Here is a 26,384-nt window from a genome sequence, read left to right as displayed (position 1 = left end):
CACGCGGGCGATAATGCGCGTTTGCTTCGCCACGACTTTGCACACGATGAACGCACCCGAACCGCAGCCGCACGGCACGTTGATGATCCAGGGCACGACGTCCGACGCGGGCAAGAGCACGCTCGTCGCGGGGCTGTGCCGCCTCGCGCGCCGCGCGGGCGCGCGCGTCGCGCCGTTCAAGCCGCAGAACATGGCACTGAACAGCGCGGTGACGGCCGACGGCGGCGAGATCGGCCGCGCGCAGGCGCTGCAGGCGCTGGCCGCCGGCGTCGCGCCGCATACGGATTTCAATCCGGTGCTGCTGAAGCCGACGAGCGACCGCGGCGCGCAGGTGATCATTCACGGCAAGGCGCGCATGAACCTCGACGCGCGTGCTTACCACGACTACAAGCCGGTCGCGTTCGACGCGGTGCTCGAGTCATACGCGCGGCTGCGCGCCGGCTACGACACGGTGCTCGTCGAAGGCGCGGGCAGCCCGGCCGAAATCAACCTGCGCGAAGGCGACATCGCGAACATGGGCTTCGCCGAGCGCGTCGACTGCCCGGTCGTGCTGGTGGCCGACATCGACCGCGGCGGCGTGTTCGCGCACCTGGTCGGCACGCTCGCGTGCCTGTCGGACAGCGAGCGCGCGCGCGTGCGCGGCTTCGTCATCAACCGCTTTCGCGGCGACATCAGGCTGCTCGAACCGGGCCTCGACTGGCTGCGCGCGCAGACGGGCAAGCCGGTATTCGGCGTGCTGCCGTACCTGCACGGGCTGATGCTCGATGCCGAGGACATGCTGCCGTCGCAGGCGCGCAGCGCCGCCGTGCGCGGCGATGCCGGCGTGCTGCGCGTGGTGGTGCCCGCGTTGCCGCGGATCAGCAACCATACCGATTTCGACCCGCTGCGTGCGCATCCGCAGGTCGAGTTCACGTACTGGAAGAGCGGCCCGGTGCCGGACGCCGACCTGCTGATCCTGCCCGGCTCGAAGAGCGTGCAGCGCGATCTCGCGTGGCTGCGCGACGCGGGCTGGGACGCGGTGATCCGCCGGCACCTGCGCTATGGCGGCAAGGTGATCGGCATCTGCGGCGGGATGCAGATGCTCGGCCGCACGCTGGACGATCCGCTCGGCCTCGAAGGGGCGCCCGGCAGCGTGGCGGGGCTCGGGTTGCTCGATTTCGACACGACGCTGCAGCCGGACAAGACGTTGAAGAACGTGACCGGGCAACTCGCGCTGCCGGGCGCGGCCGCGGTGCACGGCTACGAGATCCACATGGGCGACACGCGCGGGCCCGCGCTCGCGGCGCCCGCGCTGGAACTGGCGGCGGGCGACGCACCGGGCGGCGTGCGCCCGGACGGCGCACGGTCGGCCGACGGGCAGATCCTCGCGACCTACGTGCACGGGCTGTTCGACGCGCCCGACGCGTGCGCGGCACTGCTCGCATGGGCGGGACTCGACGGCGCGGAACGCATCGACTATCCGGCGCTGCGCGAGGCGTCGCTGGAGCGGCTGGCCGATTCGTTCGCCGAGCATCTCGACCTGCGCGCGCTGTACGCCGAGTTCCGCTGACGCATGGCGTGCCGGCCTGGCATTTTGCGGCGGATCGCGTACAACTCAGATGGGCGGAGGTCCGCCCGAAGGAGCGCGACGATGAAGGGTCGATGGTGGTTGAGTGTGCTGCTCGCGGTGCTGCTGGGCGCGTCGGCGTTTGCGCACGCGTGTGATTCGTATGCACCGGGCGGCGGGCCGGCCGGCTCGGGCGACGCCGCCCAGGGCAAGAGCGGCGGCTGAGGTTCGCGGCGGGGTGCTGGCATCGGGGCATGATCGGTCATGCCCTTTTTCATGATCCGATTCGTTCCATTTGGGAATCAGTTAAAGCCGAAATGCATGTTTATTGGTCGAAACGATTCGAATAGAGTGCGATCCATTCCCATCCACTCACGAAGGAATTCGCCATGAACCCCAATCGCCTGAACGATCTCGGCGCGACGCTGCTGCGTGTCGCACTCGGCGTGCTGTACCTCGCGCACGTCGCGCAGAAGGTGTTCGTCTTCACGCTGCCCGGCACCGCGCAGTTTTTCGCGTCGATCGGCCTGCCGGGCTGGCTCGCGTATGTCACCACCGTCGTCGAACTGGCGGGCGGCCTCGCGCTGCTCGCGGGCTTCCGCGTGCGGATCGCCGCACTCGTGCTGCTGCCGTTCATGCTCGGCGCGGTGTCCGCGCATCTGCCGAACGGCTGGAGCTTCGCGTCGCCGAACGGCGGCTGGGAATACCCGGCGTTCTGGGCCGTCACGCTGGCCGTGCAGGCGCTGCTGGGCGGCGGTGCATTCGCGCTCGGCGCATCGCGCGCCGCGACGCGGACCGCATAAACGGGGCGGGCTTCGGCGCAACCCGTTCCGGTGACACCCCGTTTGCCGATATCATCGCTCCCTGTATCCGCAATCGAGCGGCGCCTGCCAGGGCGGCAGGCGCCGCACGGCTTTTTCGGGGGAATTCATGACGGTCATCGTGGTGGCGAATCCGAAGGGCGGCGTGGGGAAGAGCACGCTGTCCACCAATCTTGCCGGCTATTTCGCGGCGCAGGGCGCATGGGTCGCGCTCGCCGATCTGGACCGGCAGCAGTCCGCGCATGCGTGGCTCGACCTGCGGCCGGCCGGCCTGCCGCCGATCGAGGCGTGGGAGCTCGACCCGGATGCGCCGTCGAAGCCGCCGCGCGGCCTCGAATATGCGGTGATCGACACGCCGGCCGGGCTGCACGGCAACCGGCTCAACGTCGCGCTGCAGCTCGCCGACAAGGTGATCGTGCCGCTGCAACCGTCGATGTTCGATATTCTCGCGACCCAGCAGTTTCTGGAGCGCCTCGCCGGCGAGAAGGCCGTGCGCAAGGGCAGCGTCGAGGTCGGGATCGTCGGGATGCGGGTCGACGCGCGCACGCGCTCGTCCGACCAGCTGCACCGCTTCGTCGAAGGGCTCGGGCTGCCGGTGCTCGGCTACGTGCGCGACACGCAGAACTACGTGCAGATCGCCGCGCACGGCCTGACGCTGTGGGACGTCGCGAAGAGCCGCGTCGAGAAGGATCTCGAGCAGTGGCGGCCGATCGTCGAATGGGCCGAGCGCCGCGCGCCGAAAGCGGAGAAGGTCGCGAAGGCGTCCTGAGCGCGCGAGGCGGATGCGCGAGGCGAACCCGCGCGGCGCAGCCGGTCGAATTCGGTGGGTTCCCGCTCCAATGAAGAAGGGCCTGATGCGGCAGCGTGCCGGATCAGGCCCTTCGTACGTATGCGGCTGCGCGGCTTCGGCCGCCCCGGCGCGCGGGGCGCCGCGGCAGCGATCCGGCGCGCCGCGATGCGCCGGCCGGCCGCGTGAATCAGGTCCAGTTCTGCGTCGGCACGTGGTCGCGGTGGCCCTTGATCTTGTTGCCTTCGTCGATGAACACGAGCTTCGGCTTCCAGCCGGCCTGCAGCTCGGCTTCGTCGACCATCGCGAACGCCGCGATGATCACGAGGTCGCCGAGTTGCGCGCGGCGCGCGGCGGAGCCGTTCAGCGAGATCATCCCGCTGCCGCGCTCGCCCTTGATCGCGTAGGTCGAGAAGCGCTCGCCGTTGTTGATGTTCCAGATGTCGATCCGTTCGTTTTCGATCAGGCCCGCCGCTTCGAGCAGGTCTTCGTCGATCGCGCACGAGCCTTCGTAATGCAGCTCGCAGTGCGTGACGGCCGCGCGGTGGATCTTCGATTTGAGCATGTGGCGCTGCATGGGTTCTCCGTGATGCGTGAGAGGCGAGGGCGGGCGGCCCGTCAGATTTCCAGGTTGTCGATCAGGCGCGTCGCGCCGAGCTTCGCGGCCGCGAGCACGACGAGCGGCTCGCCGGCTTCGAGCTCGGCGGCGCTCGGCGCGATCAGGTTCGCGCGGCGGCGGATCGCGATGTAGTCGGGCGCCCAGCCGCGCTCGGCCAGATGCGTGCGCGCGTGCTGCTCGAGCGTGCCGAGGTCGCGCTCGCCGCCGAGCACGCTGTCGCGCACGCGTTGCAGCGTCTTCGCGAGCTCGGGCGCTTCCTTGCGCTCGTCGGTCGTCAGATAGCGGTTGCGCGACGACAGCGCGAGGCCGTCCTCGTCGCGCACGGTCTCGGCCGCGATGATCTCCACCGGCAGCGCGAGCTGCTGGCACATGCGGCGCACGATCATCAGCTGCTGGTAATCCTTCTTGCCGAACACGGCGACGCGCGGCTGCACGCAGGACATCAGCTTGGTGACGACCGTGCACACGCCGGCGAAGAAGCCGGGGCGGAACTCGCCCTCGAGAATCCCGCCGAGGTCGTCGGGCGGCAGCACGCGGTACTCCTGCGGCTCCGGATACATGTCGCGCTCGGTCGGCGCGAACAGCACGTAGACGTTTTCCTTCTGCAGCTTCTCGATATCGTCCTGCAGCGTGCGCGGATATTTGTCGAAATCCTCGTTCGGGCCGAACTGCAGCCGGTTGACGAAGATGCTCGCCACGACCGGGTCGCCGTGCTGGCGCGCGAGGCGCATCAGCGACAGGTGACCTTCGTGCAGGTTGCCCATCGTCGGCACGAACGCCGTGCGGTTCTGTCCGCGCAACTGGTCGCGCAGTTCCTGGATCGAGCTGATGACTTTCATGATCGGGTAGCGGGTTCCTCGCGCAGGCGCGCGTTGGCGCCGCAACAGCGGCGTCGGGGTCGAAGCGGAGAACGCCGGCGCGCGGGCGGCGCATCGGGCGTCGGCGGATTGTAGAGGATTTGGCCGCCGGACGCATCGAAAAAAGTACGAGCGTTCACTTTTTACGCGGGCGCGCCGCAGGCAGCCCGCGCGGGCGGGCCCGGCGGCGGGATGCGGCGTGTTTCGGTGTGCGGGGTGAGGCGGGGCGGCGGGCGCCTTACGCGGGCAGGTAGGCGAGGCGCACGTAGATCGGCGCGAACGGTTCGGGCTGCGTGATCTCGACGAGCGATTCGCGCGCGAGCTCGAGCATCGCGATGAAGTTCACGACCACGACCGGCACGCCGCGCGACGTGTCGAACAGGTCGGCGAACTCCATGAAGCGTGCGTTCTGCAGCTTGCGCAGGATCAGGCTCATGTGTTCGCGCACCGACAGCTCCTCGCGGGAGATCTTGTGGTGCTGGACGAGCTTCGCGCGCTTGAGCACGTCGGCCCACGCGGCGCGCAGGTCGTCCGAGTTCACGTCGGGAAAGCGCGGCGTGATGCTCTGCTCGATGTAGACCTCGGCGCGCAGGAAGTCGCGGCCGAGCTGCGGCAACTGGTCGAGACGTTGCGCGGCGAGCTTCATCTGCTCGTATTCGAGCAGGCGGCGCACGAGTTCCGCGCGCGGATCCTCGGCTTCCTCGCCGGTGTCGGCCTTCTTGACCGGCAACAGCATCCGCGACTTGATCTCGATCAGCATCGCGGCCATCAGCAGGTATTCGGCGGCCAGCTCGAGGTTCGACGTGCGGATCTGGTCGACGTAACCCAGATATTGCGCGGTGACCTGCGCCATCGGGATGTCGAGCACGTTGAAGTTCTGCTTGCGGATCAGGTACAGCAGCAGGTCGAGCGGGCCTTCGAACGTCTCGAGGAACACCTCGAGCGCATCGGGCGGGATGTAGAGGTCCTGCGGCAGCTTGAAGAGCGGCTCGCCGTACAGGCGTGCGAACGCCGCGACACCGTCGACCGTGTCGGGCGTCGAATCGGCGCCCGCGGGCGCGGCGATCGCGTCGTCCTGCCGGGCGGCGCTGGCCTCGTCGGCGGCGCTCACGTCGTCAGAAGTTCTGGTAGTAGACGTAGGACGTTTGCTTCACGCGCGATTCCTGCTGCTCGGCACGCTCGTCGAGGTCGATCGGCTGCTTGTCCCACAGCAGGGAGCGGCCCTTGCGCTGCTCTTCTTCGAGCGTCGGCTTCTGTTGCTTGAGCTGGTTCAGGAATTGCGTGACGTCGGACTGGTACGGCATGGCTTGGCTTTCCGTTTCGGGCGGCGCACGATGCGCCGGATTCGCGATGGCGGGATTTTACCGCATCGCGGGGAACAGCCGGCGGCAATCGCGCGTCGAATCCGCTGGCCGGTGCCCGCGGCGCGACCGGCCGGGCCCGTGCGCGCGTCGTTGCGCGCAAGCGTCAAAGCGGGGTCCGCGCGGGCAGGGCCGCCGCCCTGTGGTCAAATACAGGGTTTTCCACGGAATCACGACAACCGAGGGTGAGGTCATATTTGGCGGGTCACGCGAACCAGCAAGCACACACGACGCATGAGGCGAGCCCGCGCGCGGCCCGACACCCCGGTCGTCGCGCGCGGCGCGGCGCCGGTGCGGCGGTCCGGGCAGCCCTCGTCGGCTGTCTCGCCGCGTTCGTCGTGCTGCCGGCCTACGCGAAGTACGACGTCGACATCGACGCGCCGCGCTCGATCCGCAAGCTACTCAAGACCCATCTCGACATCGCGCGCTTCGCGAAGCGCGACGACATCAGCGACGACCAGTTCGACTTCCTCGTGACCGCGACACCGCAGCAGGTGCGCGACCTGACCGCGACGGCCGGCTATTTTTCGCCGGTCGTGCGCACCGACGTGCGCACGCGCGACGGCAAGCGTGACGTGCGCGTCGCCGTCGATCCGGGGCCGCAGACCGTCGTGTCGACGGTCGACCTGACGTTCAAGGGCCCGGTCGGCACCGAGGATCCGAAGCAGGAGGCCGCGACCCGCTTCGCGTTCTCGCTGAAGCCGGGTGACCCGTTCACGCAATCGGACTGGGACGTCGCGAAGGGCGCGGCGCTCAGGCAATTGCAGGCGCGCCGCTACCTGGGCGCGAAGATCGCGTCGTCGGAGGCGCGCATCGACCCGCGCACGCAGCGCGCGACGCTGGCCGTCACGTTCGACAGCGGCCCGACATTCACGATCGGCAAGGTCGATGTCGACGGCGTGCGCCGCTACCCGGAGAAGATCGTCACGAACGTCAATCCGCTGTCGGAAGGCGAGATCTACGACGTGCAGCGGATCACCGAGCTGCAGCGGCAACTGCAGAACACGCCGTACTACGCGAGCGTCGCGATCGACGTCGGCGACGATACGTCGAAGCCCGAGCGCACGCCCGTGCACGTGAAGGTCAGCGAGTTCCCGTACAACAACATTCGCGGCGGCGTCGGCTACGCGACCGATACGGGCCCGCACGTGCAGGGCTCCTACACGTATCTCGACACGTTCGGCGCCGCGTGGCCGTTCACCGTGTCGGGCCGGCTCGACCAGATCCAGCAGTACGGCCAGGTCCAGCTGTCGATGCCGCCCGGCGCGAAAGGGTGGACCAACAGCGTGCTCGCGTCGTACACGAACACCAACGTGTCGGACACGCGCATCTACAGCGCGCGGATCGGCGCGCAGCGCACGCGCACCGGCCAGTTCATCGACTACGCGTACTCGCTGATGTTCTACCAGGACCGGCTCGACCAGAACGGCGCCGGCCCGACCACGAGCCGCGCGCTGGTGCCGCAGTGGGCATGGACGCGCCGCAACGTCGACGATCCGCTGTTCCCGCGCTCGGGCAACCTGATCCACGCGGAGGCCGGCTTCGCGATCAAGGGCGTGTTGACCGACCAGACCTTCATCCGCGGTTACGCGCGCGGCCAGCAGTACGTGCCGGTCGGCAAGCGCGACCTGTTCGTGTTCCGCGCGGAACTCGGCGGCGTATTCACGAGCGGCAGCTCGACCGGCGTGCCGGCGTCGCTGCTGTTCCGCGCGGGCGGCTCGAACTCGGTGCGCGGCTATGGTTACCAGAGCATCGGCAACAGCGTCGCCGGCTCGGTGCTGCCGACCAAGTACCTGATGACGGGCACCGCCGAATACCAGCACTGGTTCAACCGCGACTGGGGCGCCGCGACCTTCTTCGACATCGGCACCGCGACCGATGCGTGGGGCGAGCGCGTGTTCTACCCGGGCGTCGGCATCGGCGCGCGCTGGCGCAGCCCCGTCGGCCCGATCAACGTCGACGTCGCGTACGGACTGCGCAACCACAGCGTGCGCCCGTACCTGACGCTCGGCATCGCCTTCTGACCTTGTTGCACGAGCCACGACGAACCGCATGACGAAGGACCCGAACGACACGCCGCCGCCGAACGATCCGGACTCGCCCGAGCGCGCGCCCGACGCACCGCCGCGCGCGCCGCGGCGCGGGCGTGCGGGCCGGATCGTCGCGTGGACGCTCGTGACGGCCGTGCTGCTCGTCGTGCTGGCGGCCGGGCTCGTGCTGGCCGCGGCGACGACCGAGCGCGGCACGCGGCTCGCGTGGCAGACGGCCGTGCGCGTACTCGGCGGCCGGCTGGCGGGCACGCTGGACGGCGGCGCGCTCGCGACCGGCGTGCGGCTGCGCGGCTTCGCGTGGACGAGCCCCGGCGGCACCAGCACCGAAGTGCGGATCGACCGGCTCGACGGCCGCTGGGTGCTGACCCGCGCGCCGTGGCGGCTGTCGGTCGCTTACCTGCGCGCGGGCACGGTCGACGTGCGGATCGTGCCGGGGCCGTCGAAGCCGGCCGCGACGCCGCAGGACCTGAGCCTGCCGCTGCAGTTGCGGATCGACGACCTGCGTGTCGACCACCTGGCGATCCACGAAGGCGCATCGACGACGCAGCTCGACCATCTCGCGCTGAACGGCCGCAGCGACGGCCGTCACCATGAACTCGCGCTCGACGGCGTCGACACGCCGTACGGCGCGCTGACCGCGCGCGCGAAGCTCGACGGCGTGAAGCCGTTCGCGCTGACGGGCAATGCGACCTACGTGGGCAAGCTGGCCAACGAAGCGGTCAACGCGAGCGCGAACGTATCGGGTTCGCTCGAAGCGCTCGTCGCCGACGTGACCGCGAGCGGGATGAAGCTGAACGGGCGCGCGCACGTCGAGGCCGCGCCGTTCGGCACAGTGCCGCTCACGCGCGCGTCGCTCGCGTTCGATCACGTGAACCCGCAGGCGATCGCGCCGGGCGCGCCGGCCGCCGATCTCGCGGTGCGCGCGGAGCTGGCGCCCGTGACCGCGCCGGCCGGCACTGCCCCGGCGAAGGGGTTCGCGGTGACCGGCCCCGTGTCGATCGTCAACGCGAAGCCCGGCACGCTCGGCGAGCACCTGCTGCCGGTGATCGACGCGCATGCGATCGTCAATCTCGACGCGCACGCGCAGCGAATCGACGGCCTCGCGCTGAAACTGATCCGCGACGGCAGCGTGACCGGCAACGGCACGCTGACGGGCGGCAAGGGCCGCTTCGAGCTGAAGGTCGCGAATCTCGACCTGAACGCCTTCGTTGCCGAGTTGCGGCCGATGCGCCTGGGCGGGCCGCTCGGCGTGACGCTCGCCGGCGACGTGACGACCGTCGACTTCGACCTGAACGATCCGAAGCTCGCGCTCGGCGCGCGTGCGAAGGTCGCGCTGACGCCGCAGCAGACGGTGCTGACCGATGCACGCGTGACGGCGGGCAAGGGCCGTATCGACCTGACCGGCGTGTTCCGTCACGACGCGCATTCGAGCTACGACGCGAAGGCGACGCTGACCGCGTTCGATCCGCTGCTGCTCGCGGCGATGGGCGCGCCGAAGGCCGGTAGCGGCAAGCCGGCGGCAAAAGTGGCCAAAACGGCGGCCAAAACAGCGACCAAAACCGCCGCCGCGGCCAAGGCGCCGGCCAGGCGCGGCGAGACGCGCGTATCGGGCACGCTGACGGCATCCGGCGCGTTCGCGCCGCAGGTGTCGACGAAGGCGACCTTCAAGCTCGGCGACAGCCTGTACGACGGCGTGCCGCTGACCGGCGCGGGCGTCGTGCAGTTCGCCGGCTCGCGGATCCTGCCGAGCAATGCGACGCTGTCGATCGCGGGCAACCACGTCGACCTGCGCGGCAGTTTCGGCGCGCCGGGCGACCGGCTGCGCTTCGTCGTCGACGCGCCGGAGCTCGACCGGCTCGGCTTCGGCGTGCAGGGGCTCGTGCAGGCGCAGGGCGAGCTGACCGGCAGCTTCGCGCATCCGAACGTCACGGCCACCTACAAGGCCCAGCACGTCGTGGTCGGCTCGAACCGGATCGGTGCCGCGCAGGGGCGCGCCGACATCCGCGACGGCGCGCACGGCGCGCTCGTATTCACGGCCGACGCGACCGACATCGCACTCGGTTCGCTGCAACTGAAATCGCTGCGCGCGAACCTCGACGGCACGCGCGCGAAGCACACGCTCGACGCGTCGGCGATGGGGACGGCCGGCGGCCGCGTGATCGACCTGACGCTCGCGGCGAACGGCGGCGTGGTCGAGAGCCGCGACGGAACGCGCTGGGACGGCACCGTCACACGCCTCGCGAATCGCGGCACGCCGGCGGTGGCGCTGCAGGCGCCGCTTGCGGTGTCGGCCGGCGCCGGCCGCGTGACGCTCGGCGCGACGCGGCTCACGCTCGAAGGCGCGGCGATCGACCTGAAGTCGTTCGTGTTCGACCACGGCCAGATGCGCTCGGCGGGCGCCGTGCGCGATGCATCGGTCGCCCGTTTCCTCGAGATCCGCCAGGAACTGACGGGCCAGCGGCCGCCGGTGCGCACCGACGTCGTGCTCGATGCCGACTGGGATTTCTCGCTCGGCGCGAACGCGACGGGCTACGTGCAGGTGAAGCGGCGCGGCGGCGACGTGACGATCGAGACCGGGCGCGGTATCGCGTCGCTCGGGCTGACCGACCTGTCCGCGCGCGCGAGCTTTGCACCCGGCAACCGGCTCAACGTGGTGGCGCTCGCGAAGGCGAACCGGGTCGGCACGCTCGACGCGAACGTCACCGTGCCGTTCGCGCTGCGCGACGGCGTGTTCGGTGTCGTCGACGACGGCCCGCTGTCGGGCCGCATCGACGCCGACATTCCGTCGCTGAAGGCGACCGGCAACCTGTTCGGGCCGAGCTACCTGCTCGGCGGGCGCGCGGCGTTGAAGCTGACGGTCGCGGGCACGCCGGTGAAGCCGAACGTGTCGGGGATGCTGACCGGCGACGACCTGTCCGCGACGCTCGTCGATCAGGGCGTGCAGCTGAAGGACGGCATCGTGCGCGTGAAGCTCGCGGAGAACCTCGTCGAATTCCAGCAGGTCGAGTTCCACGGCGGCGACGGCACGCTGCGCGCGATCGGTCGCGTGCGTCTCGACGGCGCGGCGCCCGACCTGACCGCGAGCATCGTCGCGGACAAGCTCGAGCTGTTCGCGGCGCCGGATCGCAAGCTATCGCTGTCGGGCAAGGCGACCGTCGCGAACGACGGGCCGCGCGGCGCACTGTCGATCGACGGCAAGTTCGTCGTCGACCGCGCGCTGTTCGACCTGCCGGAGGAGTCGGCGCCGCACCTGTCCGACGACGTCGTGATCGTGCGCCCGGACGGCACGGTGCGCGGCGACGTGCAGACCGGTACGGCGGTCGCGAAGCCGCAGAAGGTCGAGGACAAGCCGGCGCCGTCGCTCGCGCCGCGCGCGAACATCGACATCGGGCTCGGCAACAACTTCCGCTTCAAGGGCCACGGCGCGGATCTCGGCCTGCGCGGCACGATCACCGTGATGAGCGCGCCGGGCGTGCCGCTGCGCGCGGTCGGCAACGTGCGCGTGACGGAAGGCTCGACGTATACGTCGTTCGGCCGCAAGCTCGCGGTCGAGAACGGCTTCTTCACGTTCAATGGCCCGGTGTCGAATCCGGGCGTGAACATCCTCGCGATGCGGCGCAACCAGGAGGTCGAGGCCGGCGTGCAGGTCACCGGCACGATCCAGTCGCCGACGGTCAAGCTCGTGTCCGAGCCGAACGTCACCGACAACGAAAAGCTGTCGTGGCTGCTGTTCGGGCACGGCACCGACCAAGGCAACAACGTCGGCCAGCAGAACGCGATGACGGCCGCGCTCGGGCTGCTCGGCAGCGCGACCGGCAAGCGCGTCGCGCAGAGCATCGGTCTCGACGAATTCTCGATCGGCCGCAGCGACGTCGGCCTGACCGATGCGCAGGTCGTGCAGATCTCGAAGGCGATCAACGAGCGCTTCGTGCTCGGTTACGAGCAAGGGCTGCAATCGGCGAGCAACGCGTTCAAGGCGACGATCAACCTGACGCGCTTCTGGTCGGTGTCCGCGTACGGCGGCACGTTCCAGGGCGTCGACCTGAACTACACGCGGCGTTTCGATCGCTGGTTCGGCCAGCGGTGACGAAGCGGGCGCCCGGCCGGTCGGCCACGCGCGCCGGCGCCCCGGTTCGCGCGTGCGCACGCGCCGAAGCCTGCCCGCGCAGCGGCGAGCGTCACGCCGACCTGCAACCACCGGCCGCGGCGCCGCTCGCTGCCGCCCATGAAAAAGCCCCGCACGTGGTGCGGGGCTTCGTGTGCAAGCAGCGGCGCGTGCGGCTTACTTCACGCGCATGCCGGGCTTCGCGCCGCTGTGCGGCTCGAGGATGTAGAGGCCCGGCTCGGCCTTCTCGTCGGCCGCCGACGCGGCGAGCACCATCCCTTCGGACAGCCCGAACTTCATCTTGCGCGGCGCGAGGTTCGCGACCATCACCGTCAGCTTGCCGACGAGCTGCTCGGGCTGGTACGCGGACTTGATGCCCGAGAACACGTTGCGGGTCTTTTCCTCGCCGACATCGAGCGTGAGCTGCAGCAGCTTGTCGGAGCCCTCGACGGCCTGACACGCGACGATCTTCGCGATGCGCAGGTCGATCTTCGCGAAATCGTCGATCGAGATCGGACCGTCGTCGGCACCGTTCGCCGCAGCCGCCTTCGCGTTCGCCTTGGCGTTTTTCGCGTCCTTCGCGGCGTTGGCGGCGGTTGCCCCCGCGGCAGCGGCGCCGGCGGCCTCGGCCTGCAGCGAATCGCGGTTCGCGGCGAGCAGCGCGTCGATCTGCTTCGGATCGACCCGCGTCATCAGGTGCTGGTACGCCTTGATCGGCTGCGCGGACGACAGCGGCTTCGCGGCGTCGGCCCACGTGAGCGGCGCGATCCCGAAGAAGGCCTCGACGGCTTCGGCCACGCGCGGCATCACCGGCTTCAGCGCGAGCGACAGCAGGCGGAACGCCTCGAGGCTCACGCTGCAGGTTTCGTGCAGCGCGACCGCGTTGGCCGGATCCTTCGCGAGTTCCCACGGCTTCGCGCCGTCGACGTACGCGTTCACTTCGTCCGCGAGCTCCATCGTCTGGCGCAGCGCGCGGCTGTATTCGCGCGCTTCGTAGTGCGCGGCGATCGCCGGAATCGCGTCGCGCAGCGTCGCGACGAGCGGATGGTTCATCGCGCTGTCCTGCACGCGGCCGTCGAAACGCTTGAGCAGGAAGCCGGCCGCGCGGCTCGCGATGTTCACGTACTTGCCGACGAGGTCGCTGTTCACGCGCGCCTGGAAATCGTCGAGGTTCAGGTCGATGTCTTCCATCGTCGCGTTCAGCTTCGCGGCGAAGTAGTAGCGCAGCCATTCCGGGTTCAGGCCCGTGTCGATGTAGCTCTGCGCGGTGATGAACGTGCCGCGCGACTTCGACATCTTCGCGCCGTCGACCGTCAGGAAGCCGTGCGCGAACACGTTGGTCGGCGTGCGATGGCCCGAGAACTCGAGCATCGCCGGCCAGAACAGCGTGTGGAAATACAGGATGTCCTTGCCGATGAAGTGGTACTGCTCGGCCTTCGTGCCCGGGCGGATCCACGCATCGAAGTCGATGCCGTTGCGGTCGCACAGGTTCTTGAAGCTCGCGTAGTAGCCGACCGGCGCGTCGAGCCACACGTAGAAGTACTTGCCGGGCGCGCCCGGGATCTCGAAGCCGAAGTACGGCGCGTCGCGCGAGATGTCCCAGTCGGCGAGCCTGGCCTCGCCGGCGTCGCCGAGCCATTCGCGCATCTTGTTGGTCGCTTCGGGCTGTGCGAGGCCGCTGACCCATTCGCGCAGGAACGACTCGCAGCGCGGATCGGACAGGCGGAAGAAGTAGTGCGTCGAGGTCTTGCGCACCGGCGTCGCACCGGACACGACCGAGTACGGGTTCAGCAGTTCGGTCGGCAGGTAGGTCGAACCGCACACTTCGCAGTTGTCGCCGTACTGGTCCTTCGCGTGGCACTTCGGGCATTCGCCCTTGATGAAGCGGTCCGGCAGGAACATTTCCTTGACCGGGTCGTACGCCTGCTCGATCTCGCGCTCGGCGATCAGGTCGTTTTCCTTCAGCGCGAGGTAGATCTTCTCGCTCAGCACGCGGTTCTCGTCCGAGTCGGTCGAGTAGAAGTTGTCGAACGACACGCCGAAGCTGTCGAAGTCGCGCTTGTGCTCGGTCCACACGCGCTCGATCAGCTGCTTCGGCGTCAGGCCTTCCTTCTCCGCGCGCAGCATGACCGGCGTGCCGTGCGTGTCGTCGGCGCCGATGTAGTAGACCTCGTGACCGTGCATTCGCAGCGTCCGCACCCAGATGTCGGTCTGGATGTACTCGACCAGGTGGCCGATGTGGATCTGGCCGTTGGCATAGGGCAGTGCGGACGTAACGAGGATCTGGCGGCTGCCTTGCGGCGCCGCAGCCTGCACGGAAGTGAGGTCGGATGCGGACATAGGGTCTGTAGAAGAACGGCGGAAACGACGGAAACTGCGATTCTAGCAGGGGCGCGGGCAGGTCAGCCGGCGCGGGCGCCGTGGATCGGGCGCCGGAAGGGGCGGGGCCGCGGCGGCGGCGTGCCAGGCGGTGCGATGCTGCGATGCAGCAGGCGAATTCCGGGCAAAAAAAACCGGGGCGAATTCGGCCCCGGAGCAACAACGACAAGAGGAGAATGGTGACGCGCCGGCAGCGCCAGCCGCGTACCGTAAAGACAGACCGCGGGTCGCGACAGAAGTTCGAAATTTTTTTCGATTTGTTACGGAGCCCGCTGAAAGCCTTGTGCGGCGGGGCCGCGCGCCCGGCGCGCGACCCCGTTTCCTCTCGCGACGATGCTTACTGCTGGGCTGCGCGCAGGTAGATCTCTACGCGGCGGTTTTGTGCGCGGCCGGCTTCGGTCGCGTTGTCCGCGATCGGGTTCGACGGGCCCATGCCCTGTGCCGCCAGGCGGCCGCCGGCGACGCCACGCTGCACCAGCGCGTTGACGACGCTCTGCGCACGGTTCTGCGACAGCGTCTGGTTCAGCTGCTGCGAACCCGTGCTGTCCGTGTAGCCGACGACCGATGCCGTCACTTGCGGGTTCTGGTTCAGCGTCGTCGCCAGGTCGTTCAGCAGCGGCGTGAAGGCCGGCGTGATCGCGTACTGGTTGGTCGCGAACGTCACCGAGCTCGGCACGTTCAGCTTCAGCGAGCCGTCCGGCTGCTCGGTCACCTGCGTGCCCGTCTTGGCTGCCGACGGCGCGAGCTTGTTCTTGATCGCCTGCCAGTTGTAACCCGTCACGCCGCCGACCAGTGCGCCGACGCCCGCGCCGATCGCCGCGCCCTTGCCGCCGCCGGCCAGCGCGCCGATGCCTGCGCCGAGCGCTGCGCCCGTGCCGGTCCCGACGGCCGTGTTGTTGCCTTGCTGCGTGGCGCAGCCTGCCAGCAGTGCGCCGGCCAAGGCGAAGACGGACAGGCGAGTCGCGATTTTCATGTTCATCTTGAATTCCTCTCTTGGTTGAACGAGTCGACAACGACGACAAACAACAGTTACGGCTCCCGGCACGGACGCCCGAAAAAGGCGGGCGGGCCCGTGCCCGCGGCAGCCGCCGAGGCGGCTGCATGCCCTGTTCGCCAGCGTGGCTGTTCCGGACAGGGTGATGCGTCAGCCTCTACAATATAGGCGGTTCGTGGCCGATTTGGCCCCATAGCATGCCGCACGCGAAGATTGCTCCGCCGCGCGCGTTCGCGCAATGGCGTGCAACAGATTCTTTCACTTTTCCCGATTTTCGCAGCGTTATTTGATATTTCTTGACGTTTGCGCGAGAGAAAAACGTTTTCACGGAGTTTCGATGAGCATTGACCGGGCACAAGTCGACGCCGCATTGGCGGCTGTCGTCGACCCCAATACGGGCCGTCCTTACGCGGCGAACAAGGGCGTGCGCAACGTCGCGATCGACGGCGACGCCGTGGCGGTCGACGTGGTGCTCGGCTATCCCGCGCGCAGCCAGCACGACGACGTGCGCGCGCGCATCGCCGCTGCGCTGAAGGCCGTGCCGGGCGTACGCGACGCACGCGTCGCCGTGTCGCAGGAGATCGTCGCGCACACGGTGCAGCGCGGCGTGAAGCTGCTGCCGAACGTGAAGAACATCGTCGCGGTCGCGTCGGGCAAGGGCGGCGTCGGCAAGAGCACGACGGCAGTCAACCTCGCGCTCGCGCTCGCCGCGGAAGGCGCGTCGGTCGGCATTCTCGACGCCGACATCTACGGTCCGTCGCTGCCGACCATGCTCGGCATTCACGGCCAGCGGCCCGAGTCGCCCGACAACCAGTCGATGAACCCGCTGGTCGGCCACGGGCTGCAGGCGAACTCGATCGGCTTCCTGATCGAGGAAGACAACCCGATGGTGTGGCGCGGCCCGATGGCGACGTCGGCGCTCGAGCAGCTGCTGCGACAGACCAACTGGCGCGAGCTCGACTACCTGATCGTCGACATGCCGCCGGGCACGGGCGACATCCAGCTCACGCTCGCGCAGCGCGTGCCGGTGACCGGCGCCGTGATCGTCACGACCCCGCAGGACATCGCGCTGCTCGACGCGAAGAAGGGCCTGAAGATGTTCGAGAAGGTCGGGATTCCGATCCTCGGTATCGTCGAGAACATGAGCATCCACGTGTGCTCGAACTGCGGCCACGAAGAGCACATCTTCGGCGCGGGCGGTGCCGAGCGGATGGCGCAGGACTACGGCGTGACCGTGCTCGGCAGCCTGCCGCTCGACATCGCGATCCGCGAGCGCGCCGACAGCGGCACGCCGACGGTCGCGGCCGAACCGGACGGCGCGCTGGCGCGGCGCTATCGCGACATCGCGCGCGGGGTCGCGCTGGCGATCGCCGAGCGCGCACGCGACATGACGTCGAAGTTCCCGTCGATCGTTGTTCAAAATACGTAAAACCCTTGCGGGGCGGGGCCTCACGCTGTTTACGGCGCCGCGAGGCGCGGTATCATGGCGACTTTTCCCGGGTCCCTTTACCCGCCCGGCATGGCCGCCGTGTCGAACGGCCGCCAGCCGGCATGAGGATCGAATGAACCAACGACATCACGGCGTGCGCGCCGGCCGCGCGCGGCGCGCGCTGCTGGCCGCCGCCGCGCTGGGCCTGCTGGCCGGCTGTACCTCTTTTTCCTCGTCGCACGAAAAGCGTGCCGATGCGCAGTTGCAGCCGACCGTCGGCTCGCAGGCGCGCGGCGCGGTGACGTTCGTCGAACGCCCGGATGGCGTCCAGGTCACGTACAACCTGGCCGGCCTGCCGCCGAACAGCGATCACGCGCTGCAGGTGCACGAGCGCGGCGACTGCAACGCGGGCGACGGCTCGAGCGCCGGCCAGGTGTTCGCGCCGGCCGCCGACCGGCTGCGCGCGGGCGCGCGCGTCGCCGGCGATCTCGGCAACATCCATGCGGATGCGAACGGCGTCGCCGCCGGTTTCATCGTCGCGCCCGATCTGGCCCTCGACGGCGTGCGCTCCGCGCTGAACCGCGCGGCGCTGGTGCACCGCGAGCCGAGCGATCCGGCGTTTCCGCAGCATGGCGCGGGACCCGCGCTCGCCTGTGGCGTGATCCGTTGACGGCCGCCGCGTACGCGAGCCGATGATCGCGTAAAATGTGCGCCTTTCCGGGTCGCCGCGTCGCGAGCGACCCTTCCTGACTGTCACGCAGCGTTTCCTGGCGCCCCGATATGAAACGACCCCAACGCTCACTTCGTCCGCTGTCCCCCGAGGGGACGGCCAGCCTTCTTGGGACGGCCCGGCGGAGGCTGGCATGAGCATCAAGTCCGACAAGTGGATTCGGCGCATGGCCGAAGAACACAAGATGATCGAGCCGTTCGTGCCCGATCAGGTCCGCGCGTCCGAGGACGGCCGCCGGATCGTCAGCTACGGCACGTCGAGCTACGGCTACGACATCCGCTGCGCGGACGAATTCAAGATCTTCACGAACATCAACTCGACGATCGTCGATCCGAAGAACTTCGACGAGGGTTCGTTTGTCGATTTCAAGGGCGACGTGTGCATCATCCCGCCGAACTCGTTCGCGCTGGCCCGCACCGTCGAATATTTCCGCATCCCGCGCACCGTGCTCACCGTCTGCCTCGGCAAGTCGACCTACGCGCGCTGCGGGATCATCGTCAACGTGACGCCGTTCGAACCCGAGTGGGAAGGCTACGTCACGCTGGAATTCTCGAATACCACGCCGCTGCCCGCGAAGATCTACGCGAACGAAGGTGTCGCGCAGGTGCTGTTCTTCGAAAGCGACGAAGTGTGCGACGTGTCGTACGCCGATCGCGGCGGCAAGTATCAGGGTCAGCGCGGTGTCACGCTGCCGAAAACCTGATCTGGTTGCATAACGTCTCACCAGTTTCCGGGTGACCGCTGCGCGTGACGCGCCGCGGTCGTTCTTTTTGGAGAATCGCCCATGAAGTTTCGTTTCCCCGTCGTCATCATCGACGAAGATTTCCGCTCCGAGAACATCTCGGGCTCCGGCATCCGGGCGTTGGCCGAAGCGATCGAGAAGGAGGGCGTCGAAGTCCTCGGCCTCACGAGCTACGGCGATCTGACGTCGTTCGCGCAGCAATCGAGCCGCGCGTCGTGCTTCATCCTGTCGATCGACGACGACGAACTCATGCTCGGCGAAACGGGCCCGGACGGCGAACTGCCCGAGCTCGCGACCGCGATCATCGAGCTGCGCGCGTTCGTCACCGAAGTGCGCCGCCGCAACGCGGACATCCCGATCTTCCTGTACGGCGAAACGCGCACGTCGCGGCATCTGCCGAACGACATCCTGCGCGAACTGCACGGCTTCATCCACATGTTCGAGGACACGCCGGAGTTCGTCGCGCGCCACATCATCCGCGAGGCGAAGGTCTATCTCGACTCGCTCGCGCCGCCGTTCTTCAAGGAACTGGTGAAGTACGCGGACGAAGGCTCGTACTCGTGGCACTGCCCGGGCCACTCGGGCGGCGTCGCGTTCCTGAAGAACCCGCTCGGCCAGATGTTCCATCAGTTCTTCGGCGAGAACATGCTGCGCGCCGACGTCTGCAACGCGGTCGACGAACTCGGCCAGCTGCTCGATCACACGGGCCCGGTCGCGGCGTCCGAGCGCAATGCGGCGCGCATCTTCAGCGCGGACCACCTGTTCTTCGTGACCAACGGCACGTCGACGTCGAACAAGATCGTCTGGCACGCGACGGTCGCACCCGGCGACATCGTGCTGGTCGACCGCAACTGCCACAAGTCGATCCTGCACGCGATCACGATGACGGGTGCGATTCCCGTGTTCCTCACGCCGACGCGCAACCACTTCGGCATCATCGGCCCGATCCCGCGCGACGAATTCAAGCCGGAGAACATCCGCCGGAAGATCGAGGCGAACCCGTTCGCGCGCGAGGCGATGCGCCAGAACCCGGACATGAAGCCGCGCATCCTGACGATCACGCAGAGCACGTACGACGGTGTCGTCTACAACGTCGAGATGATCAAGGACCTGCTCGGCGACCTGCTCGACACGCTGCACTTCGACGAAGCGTGGCTGCCGCACGCGACGTTCCACGACTTCTACCGCGACATGCACGCGATCGGCGACGGCCGCCCGCGCACGGGCGCGCTCGTGTTCGCGACGCACTCGACGCACAAGCTGCTCGCCGGCATCTCGCAGGCGTCGCAGATCGTCGTGCAGGATTCCGAGAACCGCACGTTCGACAAGCACCGCTTCAACGAGGCGTACCTGATGCACACGTCGACGAGCCCGCAGTACGCGATCATCGCGTCGTGCGACGTCGCGGCCGCGATGATGGAGCCGCCGGGCGGCACCGCGCTCGTCGAGGAATCGATCGCCGAGGCGATCGACTTCCGCCGCGCGATGCGCAAGGTCGACGCCGAATACGGCGACGACTGGTTCTTCAGCGTGTGGGGTCCGGACGACCTGTCGGAAGAGGGCATCGGCTCGCGCGACGACTGGATGCTGAAGCCGAACGACCACTGGCACGGCTTCGGCCCGCTGGCGGAAGGCTTCAACATGCTCGACCCGATCAAGGCGACGATCATCACGCCGGGGCTCGACGTCGACGGCGAGTTCGGCGAGACGGGCATTCCGGCCGCGATCGTCACGAAGTACCTGGCCGAGCACGGCATCATCGTCGAGAAGACGGGCCTGTACTCGTTCTTCATCATGTTCACGATCGGCATCACGAAGGGCCGCTGGAACTCGATGGTGACCGAGCTGCAGCAGTTCAAGGACGACTACGACAACAACCAGCCGCTGTGGCGCGTGCTGCCGGAATTCGTCGCGCAGCATCCGCGCTACGAGCGCGTCGGCCTGCGCGACCTGTGCACGCAGATCCACGACGTGTACCGCGCGAACGACATCGCACGCCTGACGACCGAGATGTACCTGTCGGACATGGAGCCGGCGATGAAGCCGTCGGACGCGTTCGCGAAGCTCGCGCACCGCAAGATCGATCGCGTGCCGCTCGACGAGCTCGAAGGCCGCGTGACGAGCATCCTGCTGACGCCGTACCCGCCGGGCATTCCGCTCCTGATCCCGGGCGAGCGCTTCAACAAGACGATCGTGAACTACCTGCGGTTCGCGCGCGACTTCAACGAGCGCTTCCCGGGCTTCCACACCGATATCCACGGCCTCGTCGCGGAAGAGGTGAACGGGCGCGTCGAGTACTTCGTCGACTGCGTGCGCGACTGATGGCGACGCAGGGACGAATCCGGACGATACGCGCGGCGCTGGCCGCGCTCGTCGCCTGGGCGAGCTGGTCGGCAGGGCTGACCGTCGCGCATGCGGAAGTGGCGGCGGCCGACCCGATCGACGTCGCGATGCGGCAGTGTCTCGCGCGGCGCGACCGGTCGTCGACGGCCGGCCAGATCCAGTGCATGGGCGAAGCGCAGCAGCAGTGGCAGGCGGTGATGGACGGCGCGTACCAGCGCCTGTCGAACGACGCGCCGGCCGACGCGAAGCGCGGCTGGCAGGACAGCCAGCGCCGCTGGGTCACGTGGCGCAAGGATGAAATTCATCTGCTGAAGGCCGTGTACGACACGACGCGCGGCACGTCGTACGCGATGTCGAGCGCCGACATGCAGCTGCAGCCGGTGCGCGATCGCGCGTTGGCGCTGCGCGCGGCGGCCGACCGTTATGCACCGCCGCCTGCCGCCGTGCCGGTGGCGGCCACGAGCGGTGCGCAGGGCGGCACCCGCGGCGGGGCGGTCGCGGCGCCAAGCGCCGCCGCGGCAGCCGGCGGCAAGCCGGCGAACGCGCCGCGCGATCCGGCGATCCGCCGCGTGCGGCCGTGCGTGCAGGATGCCGCATGCGAGCACGCGCTGTTCGACTTGAACCGCTATTACCAGAAGCTGCGTCGCAAGATGCCTGCGCATTCGGCCGCGACGCTCGTGCGCGCGCAACGCGCGTGGGAGGCGTTCCGCGATTCGACTGCGCCGCTCGTCGGCGAGGACGGTCGCGTCGACCTGATCGGCGCGCGCATCGCGACGATGAAGCGGCTGTCGGAGACGGCCGGCAACGACTGAGGATCGCCGCGATGCCGGTCATCCGGCGCGGCAACGCAAAACGGGCACCCGCGGGTGCCCGTTTGCATGTGGCGCGCCGCGTGGCGCTTACGCGGGCTGCTGGGTGTCCAGCCGGCCGAACCACGACGGCACGAGCGCGACCGCATCGTCGAGCGACGCGAGCACGTGCAGGCTCAGCGCGACGATCTCGGGCGTCGGCGCCTTCAGGTCGGGCACGGTGACGACCGATGCGCCGGCGCCGGCGGCCGATTGCGCGCCGAAGTCGCTGTCCTCGAACGCGACGCACGCGTGCGCCGGCACGCCGAGGCGTTCGGCCGCGAGCCGGTACACGGCCGGGTCGGGCTTGCCGCGCGCGACTTCGTCGCCACCCGCGATCGCGCGGAAGAACGGCAGTACGCCGACCGCGTCGAGCCGCGCACGGATCACGTCGCGCGCGGACGACGATGCGACCGCGCACGGAATGCCGGCCTGCGCGAGCGTCTCGAGCAACGCCAGCGCGCCGGACTTCAGCGGAAACTTCGGATGGGGTTCGGGCGCAGCGAGTTGCTCGCGCACGCGGATGCGTACGGCGTCGAACGTGTCGGCGTGGCCGATCAGCCGCGCGAGAATCACCTGGCCTTCGGCGAACGAGCGGCCGACGATCTGCAGGTAGTCGATCTCGGTCAGCACGACGCCGTGCGCGTTCGACACGTCGATCCACGTGTTCATGATGGTCCGCTCGGAATCGACGAGCAGGCCGTCCATGTCGAAGAGCGCGGCGGAGAAGGTCATCGGCGGTGTCCGGAAAGCGGGAAAACGGAACGGCGGGGAAGGCGTCGGGCGGCGCGACGGCCGCCCGAATGAAGAACGGACGCCGAAGGCGTCCGTCCGCGACGGCAGGCTTACTTGCCGAGCGCGGCGCGCGCGGCCTTGACCGCCGCACGCACCTGATCGGGGGCCGTGCCGCCCGGGTGGTTGCGGCTCGCGACCGACCCTTCGAGCGTCAGGTAGCCGAACACGTCGTCGCCGATCAGGTGCGCGACGTTCGGCAGTTCCTGCTTCATTTCGTCGAGCGTCAGGTCGGCGAGATCGATCCCGCGGTCGTCGCAAATCTTCACCGCGTGCGCGACGGCTTCGTGCGCATCGCGGAACGGCAGGCCGCGCTTCACCAGGTAGTCGGCGAGGTCGGTGGCGGTCGAGAAGCCCTGCAGCGCGGCCGCGCGCATCGCGTCCGGCTTCACGGTGATGCCCGCGACCATCTCGGCGAAGATCCGCAGCGTGTCGGCGACGGTGTCGACCGTGTCGAACAGCGGTTCCTTGTCTTCCTGGTTGTCCTTGTTGTACGCGAGCGGCTGGCCCTTCATCAGCGTGAGGAGCGCCATCAGGTGGCCGTTCACGCGGCCGGTCTTGCCGCGCGCGAGCTCGGGCACGTCCGGGTTCTTCTTCTGCGGCATGATCGAGCTGCCGGTGCAGAAGCGGTCGGCGATGTCGATGAAGCCGACGCGCGGGCTCATCCACAGCACGAGCTCCTCGGAGAAGCGCGACACGTGCGTCATCACGAGCGCGGATGCCGCCGTGAATTCGATCGCGAAGTCGCGATCCGACACCGCGTCGAGCGAGTTCGCGCAGATGCCGTCGAAGCCGAGCGTCTTCGCGACCGCGTGACGGTCGATCGGATAGCTGGTGCCGGCGAGCGCGGCCGCGCCGAGCGGCAGGCGGTTCACGCGGGTGCGGCAGTCGCGCATGCGCTCGGCGTCGCGCGTGAACATCTCGACGTACGCGAGCAGGTGGTGGCCGAACGTGACCGGTTGCGCGACCTGCAGGTGCGTGAAGCCCGGCATGATCGTGTCCGCGTTCTGCTCCGCGAGGTCGATCAGCGCGCCGCGCAGGTCGTTCAGGAGGCCGCCGATGCGGTCGATCTCGCCACGCAGCCACAGACGGATGTCGGTCGCGACCTGGTCGTTGCGCGAGCGGCCCGTGTGCAGGCGCTTGCCGGCGTCGCCGATCAGCGCGGTGAGGCGCGCCTCGATGTTCAGGTGGACGTCCTCGAGATCCAGCTGCCATTCGAATTCGCCGCGCTCGATCTCGCCCTTGATCTGCGTCATCCCGCGTTCGATCGCGGCGAGGTCGTCGGCGCTGATGATCTTCTGCGCCGCGAGCATGCTCGCGTGCGCGAGCGAGCCGGCGATGTCGACGAGCGCGAGGCGCTTGTCGAAAAACACCGACGACGTGTAGCGCTTGACCAGCTCCGACATCGGTTCCGAGAAGCGGGCCGACCAGGCCTCGCCCTTTTTGTGCAGTTGGGACGTCATGGCGATTCTTCGAAGGGGAGTTGGGCGGCGTGCGCCGCCGAGGGAATCCCGCAATTCTAGCATTCGTGGGGCGGGCGGCCGACGCGTGCGCCGGCCGCGAACGGGCGCGGCTCACGGGGGGCTGCACGTCAGCGGTCCGATCCGCGACAGCGTGCCGTCGTCCGGGCGCCGATACGCGAATGCGACGGCGCAGCCGCGGCCGTCGCCGGAGATTTCGAGGTGATTGTTCGCGACGAGGCCGTCGACGAAGGTCAGGCCGTCATAGCCGACGATCGTGCGCTGGCCGCTTTCGACGTGGCGAACCTCGAGCCCGGGCGGCAGCGGCGTGCCGTCCGGCGCGCGCAGCGCGATCGACGCGGCGCTGTAGCGGGTCACCGCGAAGTGCGCGAGCACGCCGGAGCGCGCCTGCGGCACGACGTCGAGCGTCGTGTCGGCGATCCGTGCGTCGGCGGGCAGCGCGGTGCCGTCGATCGCGACGCGATTGCTCTGATAGGCATTCAGGTCGGGCACGAGCAGGTAGCCGGCCCGGTCCGTCTCGCCGATCAGCCGGTTCTGGTGCAGCACGGGGACGTGCCCGGTGTCGGTCGAGACGAGCGCGAAACCGTCGTCGACGCGGCGCGCCGTCAGCAGCCGGCCGTCCATCAGCACGAGCGCGCCCGTGACGTCGACCGACGCGTTGCCGCGCCCGTCGAACGATTGCGCGAGCAGCGCGACCTGGCCGGCGCGGCCGAGATACTGCAGTTGCCCCTGCGCGTAGCGGATGCCCGCGTTGGCGCCCGCCTGCACGTTCCAGCCGACGCCGCCGCCGTAGTCGGGAGGCCGTGTCGCGTTCAGCGTGTAGGTGGAGTCGCCGTTCTGCCGCCCGGCGTTCGCCGAGACCGACGTGTTGCCGCCGAGCCCGACGCTCAGGCTCACGAAGAAGCCGCGTGCGTCGTGCTGCCGGAAGTCCTGGAAGCCGCTGAACGTGATCGATGTCAGCCCGCCGAGATTGACCAGGTATGCGATCGAGCCGATGCGCGACGCGGCGACGCCCGGATACTTGAGGGCGAGATAGCTGAACGACAGGGTCTGCGCGCGCAGGAACGGGAACGAGATCGTGACGCGGTCGGTGGCGCGCGAGACCGGCACGCCTTCGCGGCTGCCGAGGTCGCTGTAGTCGCCGAAGGCGCGCAGCGTCTGCGCATCGATCGAGAAGCGCGGCGTCACGTACTGGTAGCCGACGCCGGCCTGCACGCCCGCGCGGCCCGGGGCGCTGACCGCGAGCGACGCATTCGCCACGCCGCGTTCGCCGAGGCGCGCGAGCGCGCCGGCACCTGCGTTGTAGACGCCGGCCGTCGCTTCCGCATGCGCCTCGACGGTCAGCCGCTCGCTGATGCCGTAGCGCAGCGAGCCGCTCGCCGCCGGTGTGCGCGCATAGTCGAACGAATCGTCGCCATAGGCGCGGCGCAGGAACCCGGCTTCCGCCGAATAGCTGGCGAGGCCGGGCGCGAGCAGGCGCGTATCGACGTACAGCGGAATGGACGTCGCGATCGAGCGGCCGAGCGCGTCGCGCGTGACGACCGTCGCGTTGCCTGCGCCGGTGATCCCGGGCACGCTGTTGATCACGAACGGCCCGCTCGGCACGTCGCCGCTGAACTGGCGCACGTTGTTCACGTACAGGTCGACCGAGGTCGGCACGACCGCGCTGCCGGACAGCGCAGGTACCGGAAACGTGACGAGGTCGGGGCGCAGGCCGAAGTTGCTGCGCCACTGCACGCCGCCGAGGCGCAGCGAGCGCGTCCATGACAACGACGACGAAATCGTGTCGCCGATCTGGGTCGTCGTGAGCGTGCCGGGATTCGAGTGGCTCCACGACGTGTCGTAGCGCACGTAGCGCCGGCGGTCGTCGTACAGGTACGCGATGCCGGTGCTGCTGAATACGCCGGCGGGATCGAAGTAGCGCGCCTCGCTCCAGACCGCGAGCGGCGCATGGGCGACGGTCTGCGCGTAGGCGTCGTAGTTCAGCACGAAGCCGCGGCCGGACGTGGCGGGCGGCGCGGCTGCCAGTGCGCGCGTATCGAACGTGTGCGGGATGCGCAGCGCGTCGGGCACGCGCAGGTCGAGCGTCTGCCGGCCCGCGTCGTAGTCGTAGCGCAGCCCCGCGAGCGTGTCGAGCGCGACGGGCGTGTTCGACGGCGCGGTCGCCCGGTCGCCGGTCGCGATGCCCAGGTCGTTCAGGTCGGCGGACGCCGCGTACAGCCGGCCGTCGATTTGCTGGAAGCGTGCGATCCGGTGCGTCGGTTCACCGTTGAGCGACACGTCGAGAAACAGTGTGTCCTGAGCAGGCGCAGGCGCGGCTGCCGCTGCCGCCTGCGGCGCCGTCTGTGCGCATCCGGCGCCTGCGTGCACGGCCAGCGCGAGTGCCAGTGAAAACGCCAGCGAAAGCGCAGCAGCGGCGGGCCGGGCATGTCGCGCGGGGCAGGCAGCCCGGAGGGCCGTGCTCGTCGTCGGAACGGGCAACGTCGTGCGATCCTCCGG

General features: G+C 69.1%; 20 protein-coding genes. 11 read left to right on the top strand and 9 right to left on the bottom strand.

Annotated features, from left to right (window positions below):
• The first annotated feature begins 46 nt into the window (after positions 1-46).
• From U5A56_RS09630 to U5A56_RS09615, 4 genes are all read left to right on the top strand, one after another.
• Positions 47-1,549, top strand: coding sequence for a cobyric acid synthase (locus U5A56_RS09630; protein ID WP_321922006.1), 1,503 nt, complete (start codon positions 47-49; stop codon positions 1,547-1,549).
• A gap of 81 nt (positions 1,550-1,630) precedes the next feature.
• Positions 1,631-1,771 (top strand): hypothetical protein, encoded by a 141-nt coding sequence (locus U5A56_RS09625; protein WP_185500425.1) that lies wholly within the window; start codon positions 1,631-1,633, stop codon positions 1,769-1,771.
• A gap of 164 nt (positions 1,772-1,935) precedes the next feature.
• Positions 1,936-2,349 carry a DoxX family protein gene (locus tag U5A56_RS09620; protein WP_321811945.1) on the top strand — a complete coding sequence of 138 codons (414 nt, stop codon included), beginning with the start codon at positions 1,936-1,938 and terminating at the stop codon, positions 2,347-2,349.
• Positions 2,350-2,476: 127 nt separating this feature from the next.
• The gene (locus U5A56_RS09615) at positions 2,477-3,136 is read left to right on the top strand and encodes a ParA family protein (protein ID WP_044849222.1); all 660 of its coding nucleotides are present in this window, start codon (positions 2,477-2,479) and stop codon (positions 3,134-3,136) included.
• A gap of 208 nt (positions 3,137-3,344) precedes the next feature.
• Here the strand turns inward: U5A56_RS09615 and panD are convergent, their stop codons facing one another.
• The 4 genes from panD to U5A56_RS09595 all read right to left on the bottom strand — a co-directional run bounded on the left by panD (position 3,345) and on the right by U5A56_RS09595 (position 5,934).
• Positions 3,345-3,731 (bottom strand): aspartate 1-decarboxylase, encoded by a 387-nt coding sequence (panD, locus tag U5A56_RS09610; protein ID WP_006484038.1) that lies wholly within the window; start codon positions 3,729-3,731, stop codon positions 3,345-3,347.
• 41 nt (positions 3,732-3,772) lie between these two features.
• Positions 3,773-4,612: a pantoate--beta-alanine ligase gene (panC, locus tag U5A56_RS09605; protein ID WP_044849221.1), complete on the bottom strand. Its 840-nt coding sequence runs from the start codon at positions 4,610-4,612 to the stop codon at positions 3,773-3,775.
• 256 nt (positions 4,613-4,868) lie between these two features.
• Complete coding sequence (locus U5A56_RS09600) at positions 4,869-5,741, bottom strand: segregation and condensation protein A (RefSeq protein ID WP_044849220.1); 873 nt, start codon at positions 5,739-5,741, stop codon at positions 4,869-4,871.
• 4 nt (positions 5,742-5,745) lie between these two features.
• The gene (locus tag U5A56_RS09595; protein ID WP_044849219.1) at positions 5,746-5,934 is read right to left on the bottom strand and encodes a DUF3460 family protein; all 189 of its coding nucleotides are present in this window, start codon (positions 5,932-5,934) and stop codon (positions 5,746-5,748) included.
• 254 nt (positions 5,935-6,188) lie between these two features.
• On the opposite strand from U5A56_RS09595, the gene U5A56_RS09590 reads away from it, so the two are divergent.
• Together U5A56_RS09590 and U5A56_RS09585 are read left to right on the top strand one after the other, a co-directional pair.
• Positions 6,189-8,015, top strand: coding sequence for an autotransporter assembly complex family protein (locus U5A56_RS09590; protein ID WP_321922192.1), 1,827 nt, complete (start codon positions 6,189-6,191; stop codon positions 8,013-8,015).
• Between the two features lie 28 nt (positions 8,016-8,043).
• Positions 8,044-12,129 (top strand): translocation/assembly module TamB domain-containing protein, encoded by a 4,086-nt coding sequence (locus U5A56_RS09585; RefSeq protein WP_321922003.1) that lies wholly within the window; start codon positions 8,044-8,046, stop codon positions 12,127-12,129.
• Between the two features lie 195 nt (positions 12,130-12,324).
• Here the strand turns inward: U5A56_RS09585 and metG are convergent, their stop codons facing one another.
• Positions 12,325-14,487, bottom strand: coding sequence for a methionine--tRNA ligase (metG, locus tag U5A56_RS09580; RefSeq protein WP_321922001.1), 2,163 nt, complete (start codon positions 14,485-14,487; stop codon positions 12,325-12,327).
• Between the two features lie 376 nt (positions 14,488-14,863).
• Positions 14,864-15,505, bottom strand: coding sequence for an OmpA family protein (locus U5A56_RS09575; protein WP_044847722.1), 642 nt, complete (start codon positions 15,503-15,505; stop codon positions 14,864-14,866).
• A 352-nt stretch (positions 15,506-15,857) separates the two neighbouring features.
• Between U5A56_RS09575 and apbC the strand changes: the two genes are divergently transcribed.
• The 5 genes from apbC (at position 15,858) to U5A56_RS09550 (ending at position 21,576) form a co-directional block, all read left to right on the top strand.
• Positions 15,858-16,949, top strand: coding sequence for an iron-sulfur cluster carrier protein ApbC (gene apbC / locus U5A56_RS09570; RefSeq protein ID WP_044847723.1), 1,092 nt, complete (start codon positions 15,858-15,860; stop codon positions 16,947-16,949).
• A gap of 133 nt (positions 16,950-17,082) precedes the next feature.
• On the top strand, positions 17,083-17,619 hold the full coding sequence (gene sodC, locus U5A56_RS09565; protein WP_321802870.1) for a superoxide dismutase [Cu-Zn]: 537 nt from the start codon (positions 17,083-17,085) through the stop codon (positions 17,617-17,619).
• A 193-nt stretch (positions 17,620-17,812) separates the two neighbouring features.
• Positions 17,813-18,382, top strand: a complete 570-nt coding sequence (dcd, locus tag U5A56_RS09560; protein ID WP_006398615.1) for a dCTP deaminase — start codon at positions 17,813-17,815, stop codon at positions 18,380-18,382.
• Between the two features lie 81 nt (positions 18,383-18,463).
• Positions 18,464-20,743, top strand: a complete 2,280-nt coding sequence (locus U5A56_RS09555; RefSeq protein ID WP_044847725.1) for an arginine/lysine/ornithine decarboxylase — start codon at positions 18,464-18,466, stop codon at positions 20,741-20,743.
• Positions 20,743-21,576, top strand: coding sequence for a lysozyme inhibitor LprI family protein (locus U5A56_RS09550; RefSeq protein WP_321921999.1), 834 nt, complete (start codon positions 20,743-20,745; stop codon positions 21,574-21,576). The genes U5A56_RS09555 and U5A56_RS09550 overlap by 1 nt, the downstream gene beginning before the upstream one ends.
• A gap of 87 nt (positions 21,577-21,663) precedes the next feature.
• Here the strand turns inward: U5A56_RS09550 and U5A56_RS09545 are convergent, their stop codons facing one another.
• The 3 genes from U5A56_RS09545 to U5A56_RS09535 form a co-directional block, all read right to left on the bottom strand.
• Positions 21,664-22,347, bottom strand: a complete 684-nt coding sequence (locus U5A56_RS09545) for an HAD family hydrolase (protein WP_044847727.1) — start codon at positions 22,345-22,347, stop codon at positions 21,664-21,666.
• Positions 22,348-22,457: 110 nt separating this feature from the next.
• Complete coding sequence (gene argH, locus U5A56_RS09540; RefSeq protein ID WP_044847728.1) at positions 22,458-23,867, bottom strand: argininosuccinate lyase; 1,410 nt, start codon at positions 23,865-23,867, stop codon at positions 22,458-22,460.
• A gap of 111 nt (positions 23,868-23,978) precedes the next feature.
• The gene (locus tag U5A56_RS09535; RefSeq protein WP_321921996.1) at positions 23,979-26,366 is read right to left on the bottom strand and encodes a fimbria/pilus outer membrane usher protein; all 2,388 of its coding nucleotides are present in this window, start codon (positions 26,364-26,366) and stop codon (positions 23,979-23,981) included.
• Positions 26,367-26,384: the final 18 nt, after the last annotated feature.

The sequence above is a fragment of the Burkholderia sp. BCC1998 genome (assembly GCF_905339875.1).
Taxonomy (GTDB): domain Bacteria; phylum Pseudomonadota; class Gammaproteobacteria; order Burkholderiales; family Burkholderiaceae; genus Burkholderia.
This window is presented reverse-complemented; position numbering and strand designations above follow the sequence as displayed.

Coding starts and splice junctions, on each gene's coding strand:
- U5A56_RS09555 (WP_044847725.1), top strand. CDS start 18,464: ATGAAGTTTCGTTTCCCCGTCGTCATCATCGACGAAGATTTCCGCTCC.
- U5A56_RS09595 (WP_044849219.1), bottom strand. CDS start 5,934: ATGCCGTACCAGTCCGACGTCACGCAATTCCTGAACCAGCTCAAGCAA.
- panD (WP_006484038.1), bottom strand. CDS start 3,731: ATGCAGCGCCACATGCTCAAATCGAAGATCCACCGCGCGGCCGTCACG.
- U5A56_RS09575 (WP_044847722.1), bottom strand. CDS start 15,505: ATGAACATGAAAATCGCGACTCGCCTGTCCGTCTTCGCCTTGGCCGGC.
- U5A56_RS09550 (WP_321921999.1), top strand. CDS start 20,743: ATGGCGACGCAGGGACGAATCCGGACGATACGCGCGGCGCTGGCCGCG.
- U5A56_RS09615 (WP_044849222.1), top strand. CDS start 2,477: ATGACGGTCATCGTGGTGGCGAATCCGAAGGGCGGCGTGGGGAAGAGC.
- U5A56_RS09585 (WP_321922003.1), top strand. CDS start 8,044: ATGACGAAGGACCCGAACGACACGCCGCCGCCGAACGATCCGGACTCG.
- U5A56_RS09620 (WP_321811945.1), top strand. CDS start 1,936: ATGAACCCCAATCGCCTGAACGATCTCGGCGCGACGCTGCTGCGTGTC.
- apbC (WP_044847723.1), top strand. CDS start 15,858: ATGAGCATTGACCGGGCACAAGTCGACGCCGCATTGGCGGCTGTCGTC.
- sodC (WP_321802870.1), top strand. CDS start 17,083: ATGAACCAACGACATCACGGCGTGCGCGCCGGCCGCGCGCGGCGCGCG.
- argH (WP_044847728.1), bottom strand. CDS start 23,867: ATGACGTCCCAACTGCACAAAAAGGGCGAGGCCTGGTCGGCCCGCTTC.
- U5A56_RS09625 (WP_185500425.1), top strand. CDS start 1,631: ATGAAGGGTCGATGGTGGTTGAGTGTGCTGCTCGCGGTGCTGCTGGGC.
- panC (WP_044849221.1), bottom strand. CDS start 4,612: ATGAAAGTCATCAGCTCGATCCAGGAACTGCGCGACCAGTTGCGCGGA.
- U5A56_RS09545 (WP_044847727.1), bottom strand. CDS start 22,347: ATGACCTTCTCCGCCGCGCTCTTCGACATGGACGGCCTGCTCGTCGAT.
- U5A56_RS09630 (WP_321922006.1), top strand. CDS start 47: ATGAACGCACCCGAACCGCAGCCGCACGGCACGTTGATGATCCAGGGC.
- dcd (WP_006398615.1), top strand. CDS start 17,813: ATGAGCATCAAGTCCGACAAGTGGATTCGGCGCATGGCCGAAGAACAC.
- metG (WP_321922001.1), bottom strand. CDS start 14,487: ATGTCCGCATCCGACCTCACTTCCGTGCAGGCTGCGGCGCCGCAAGGC.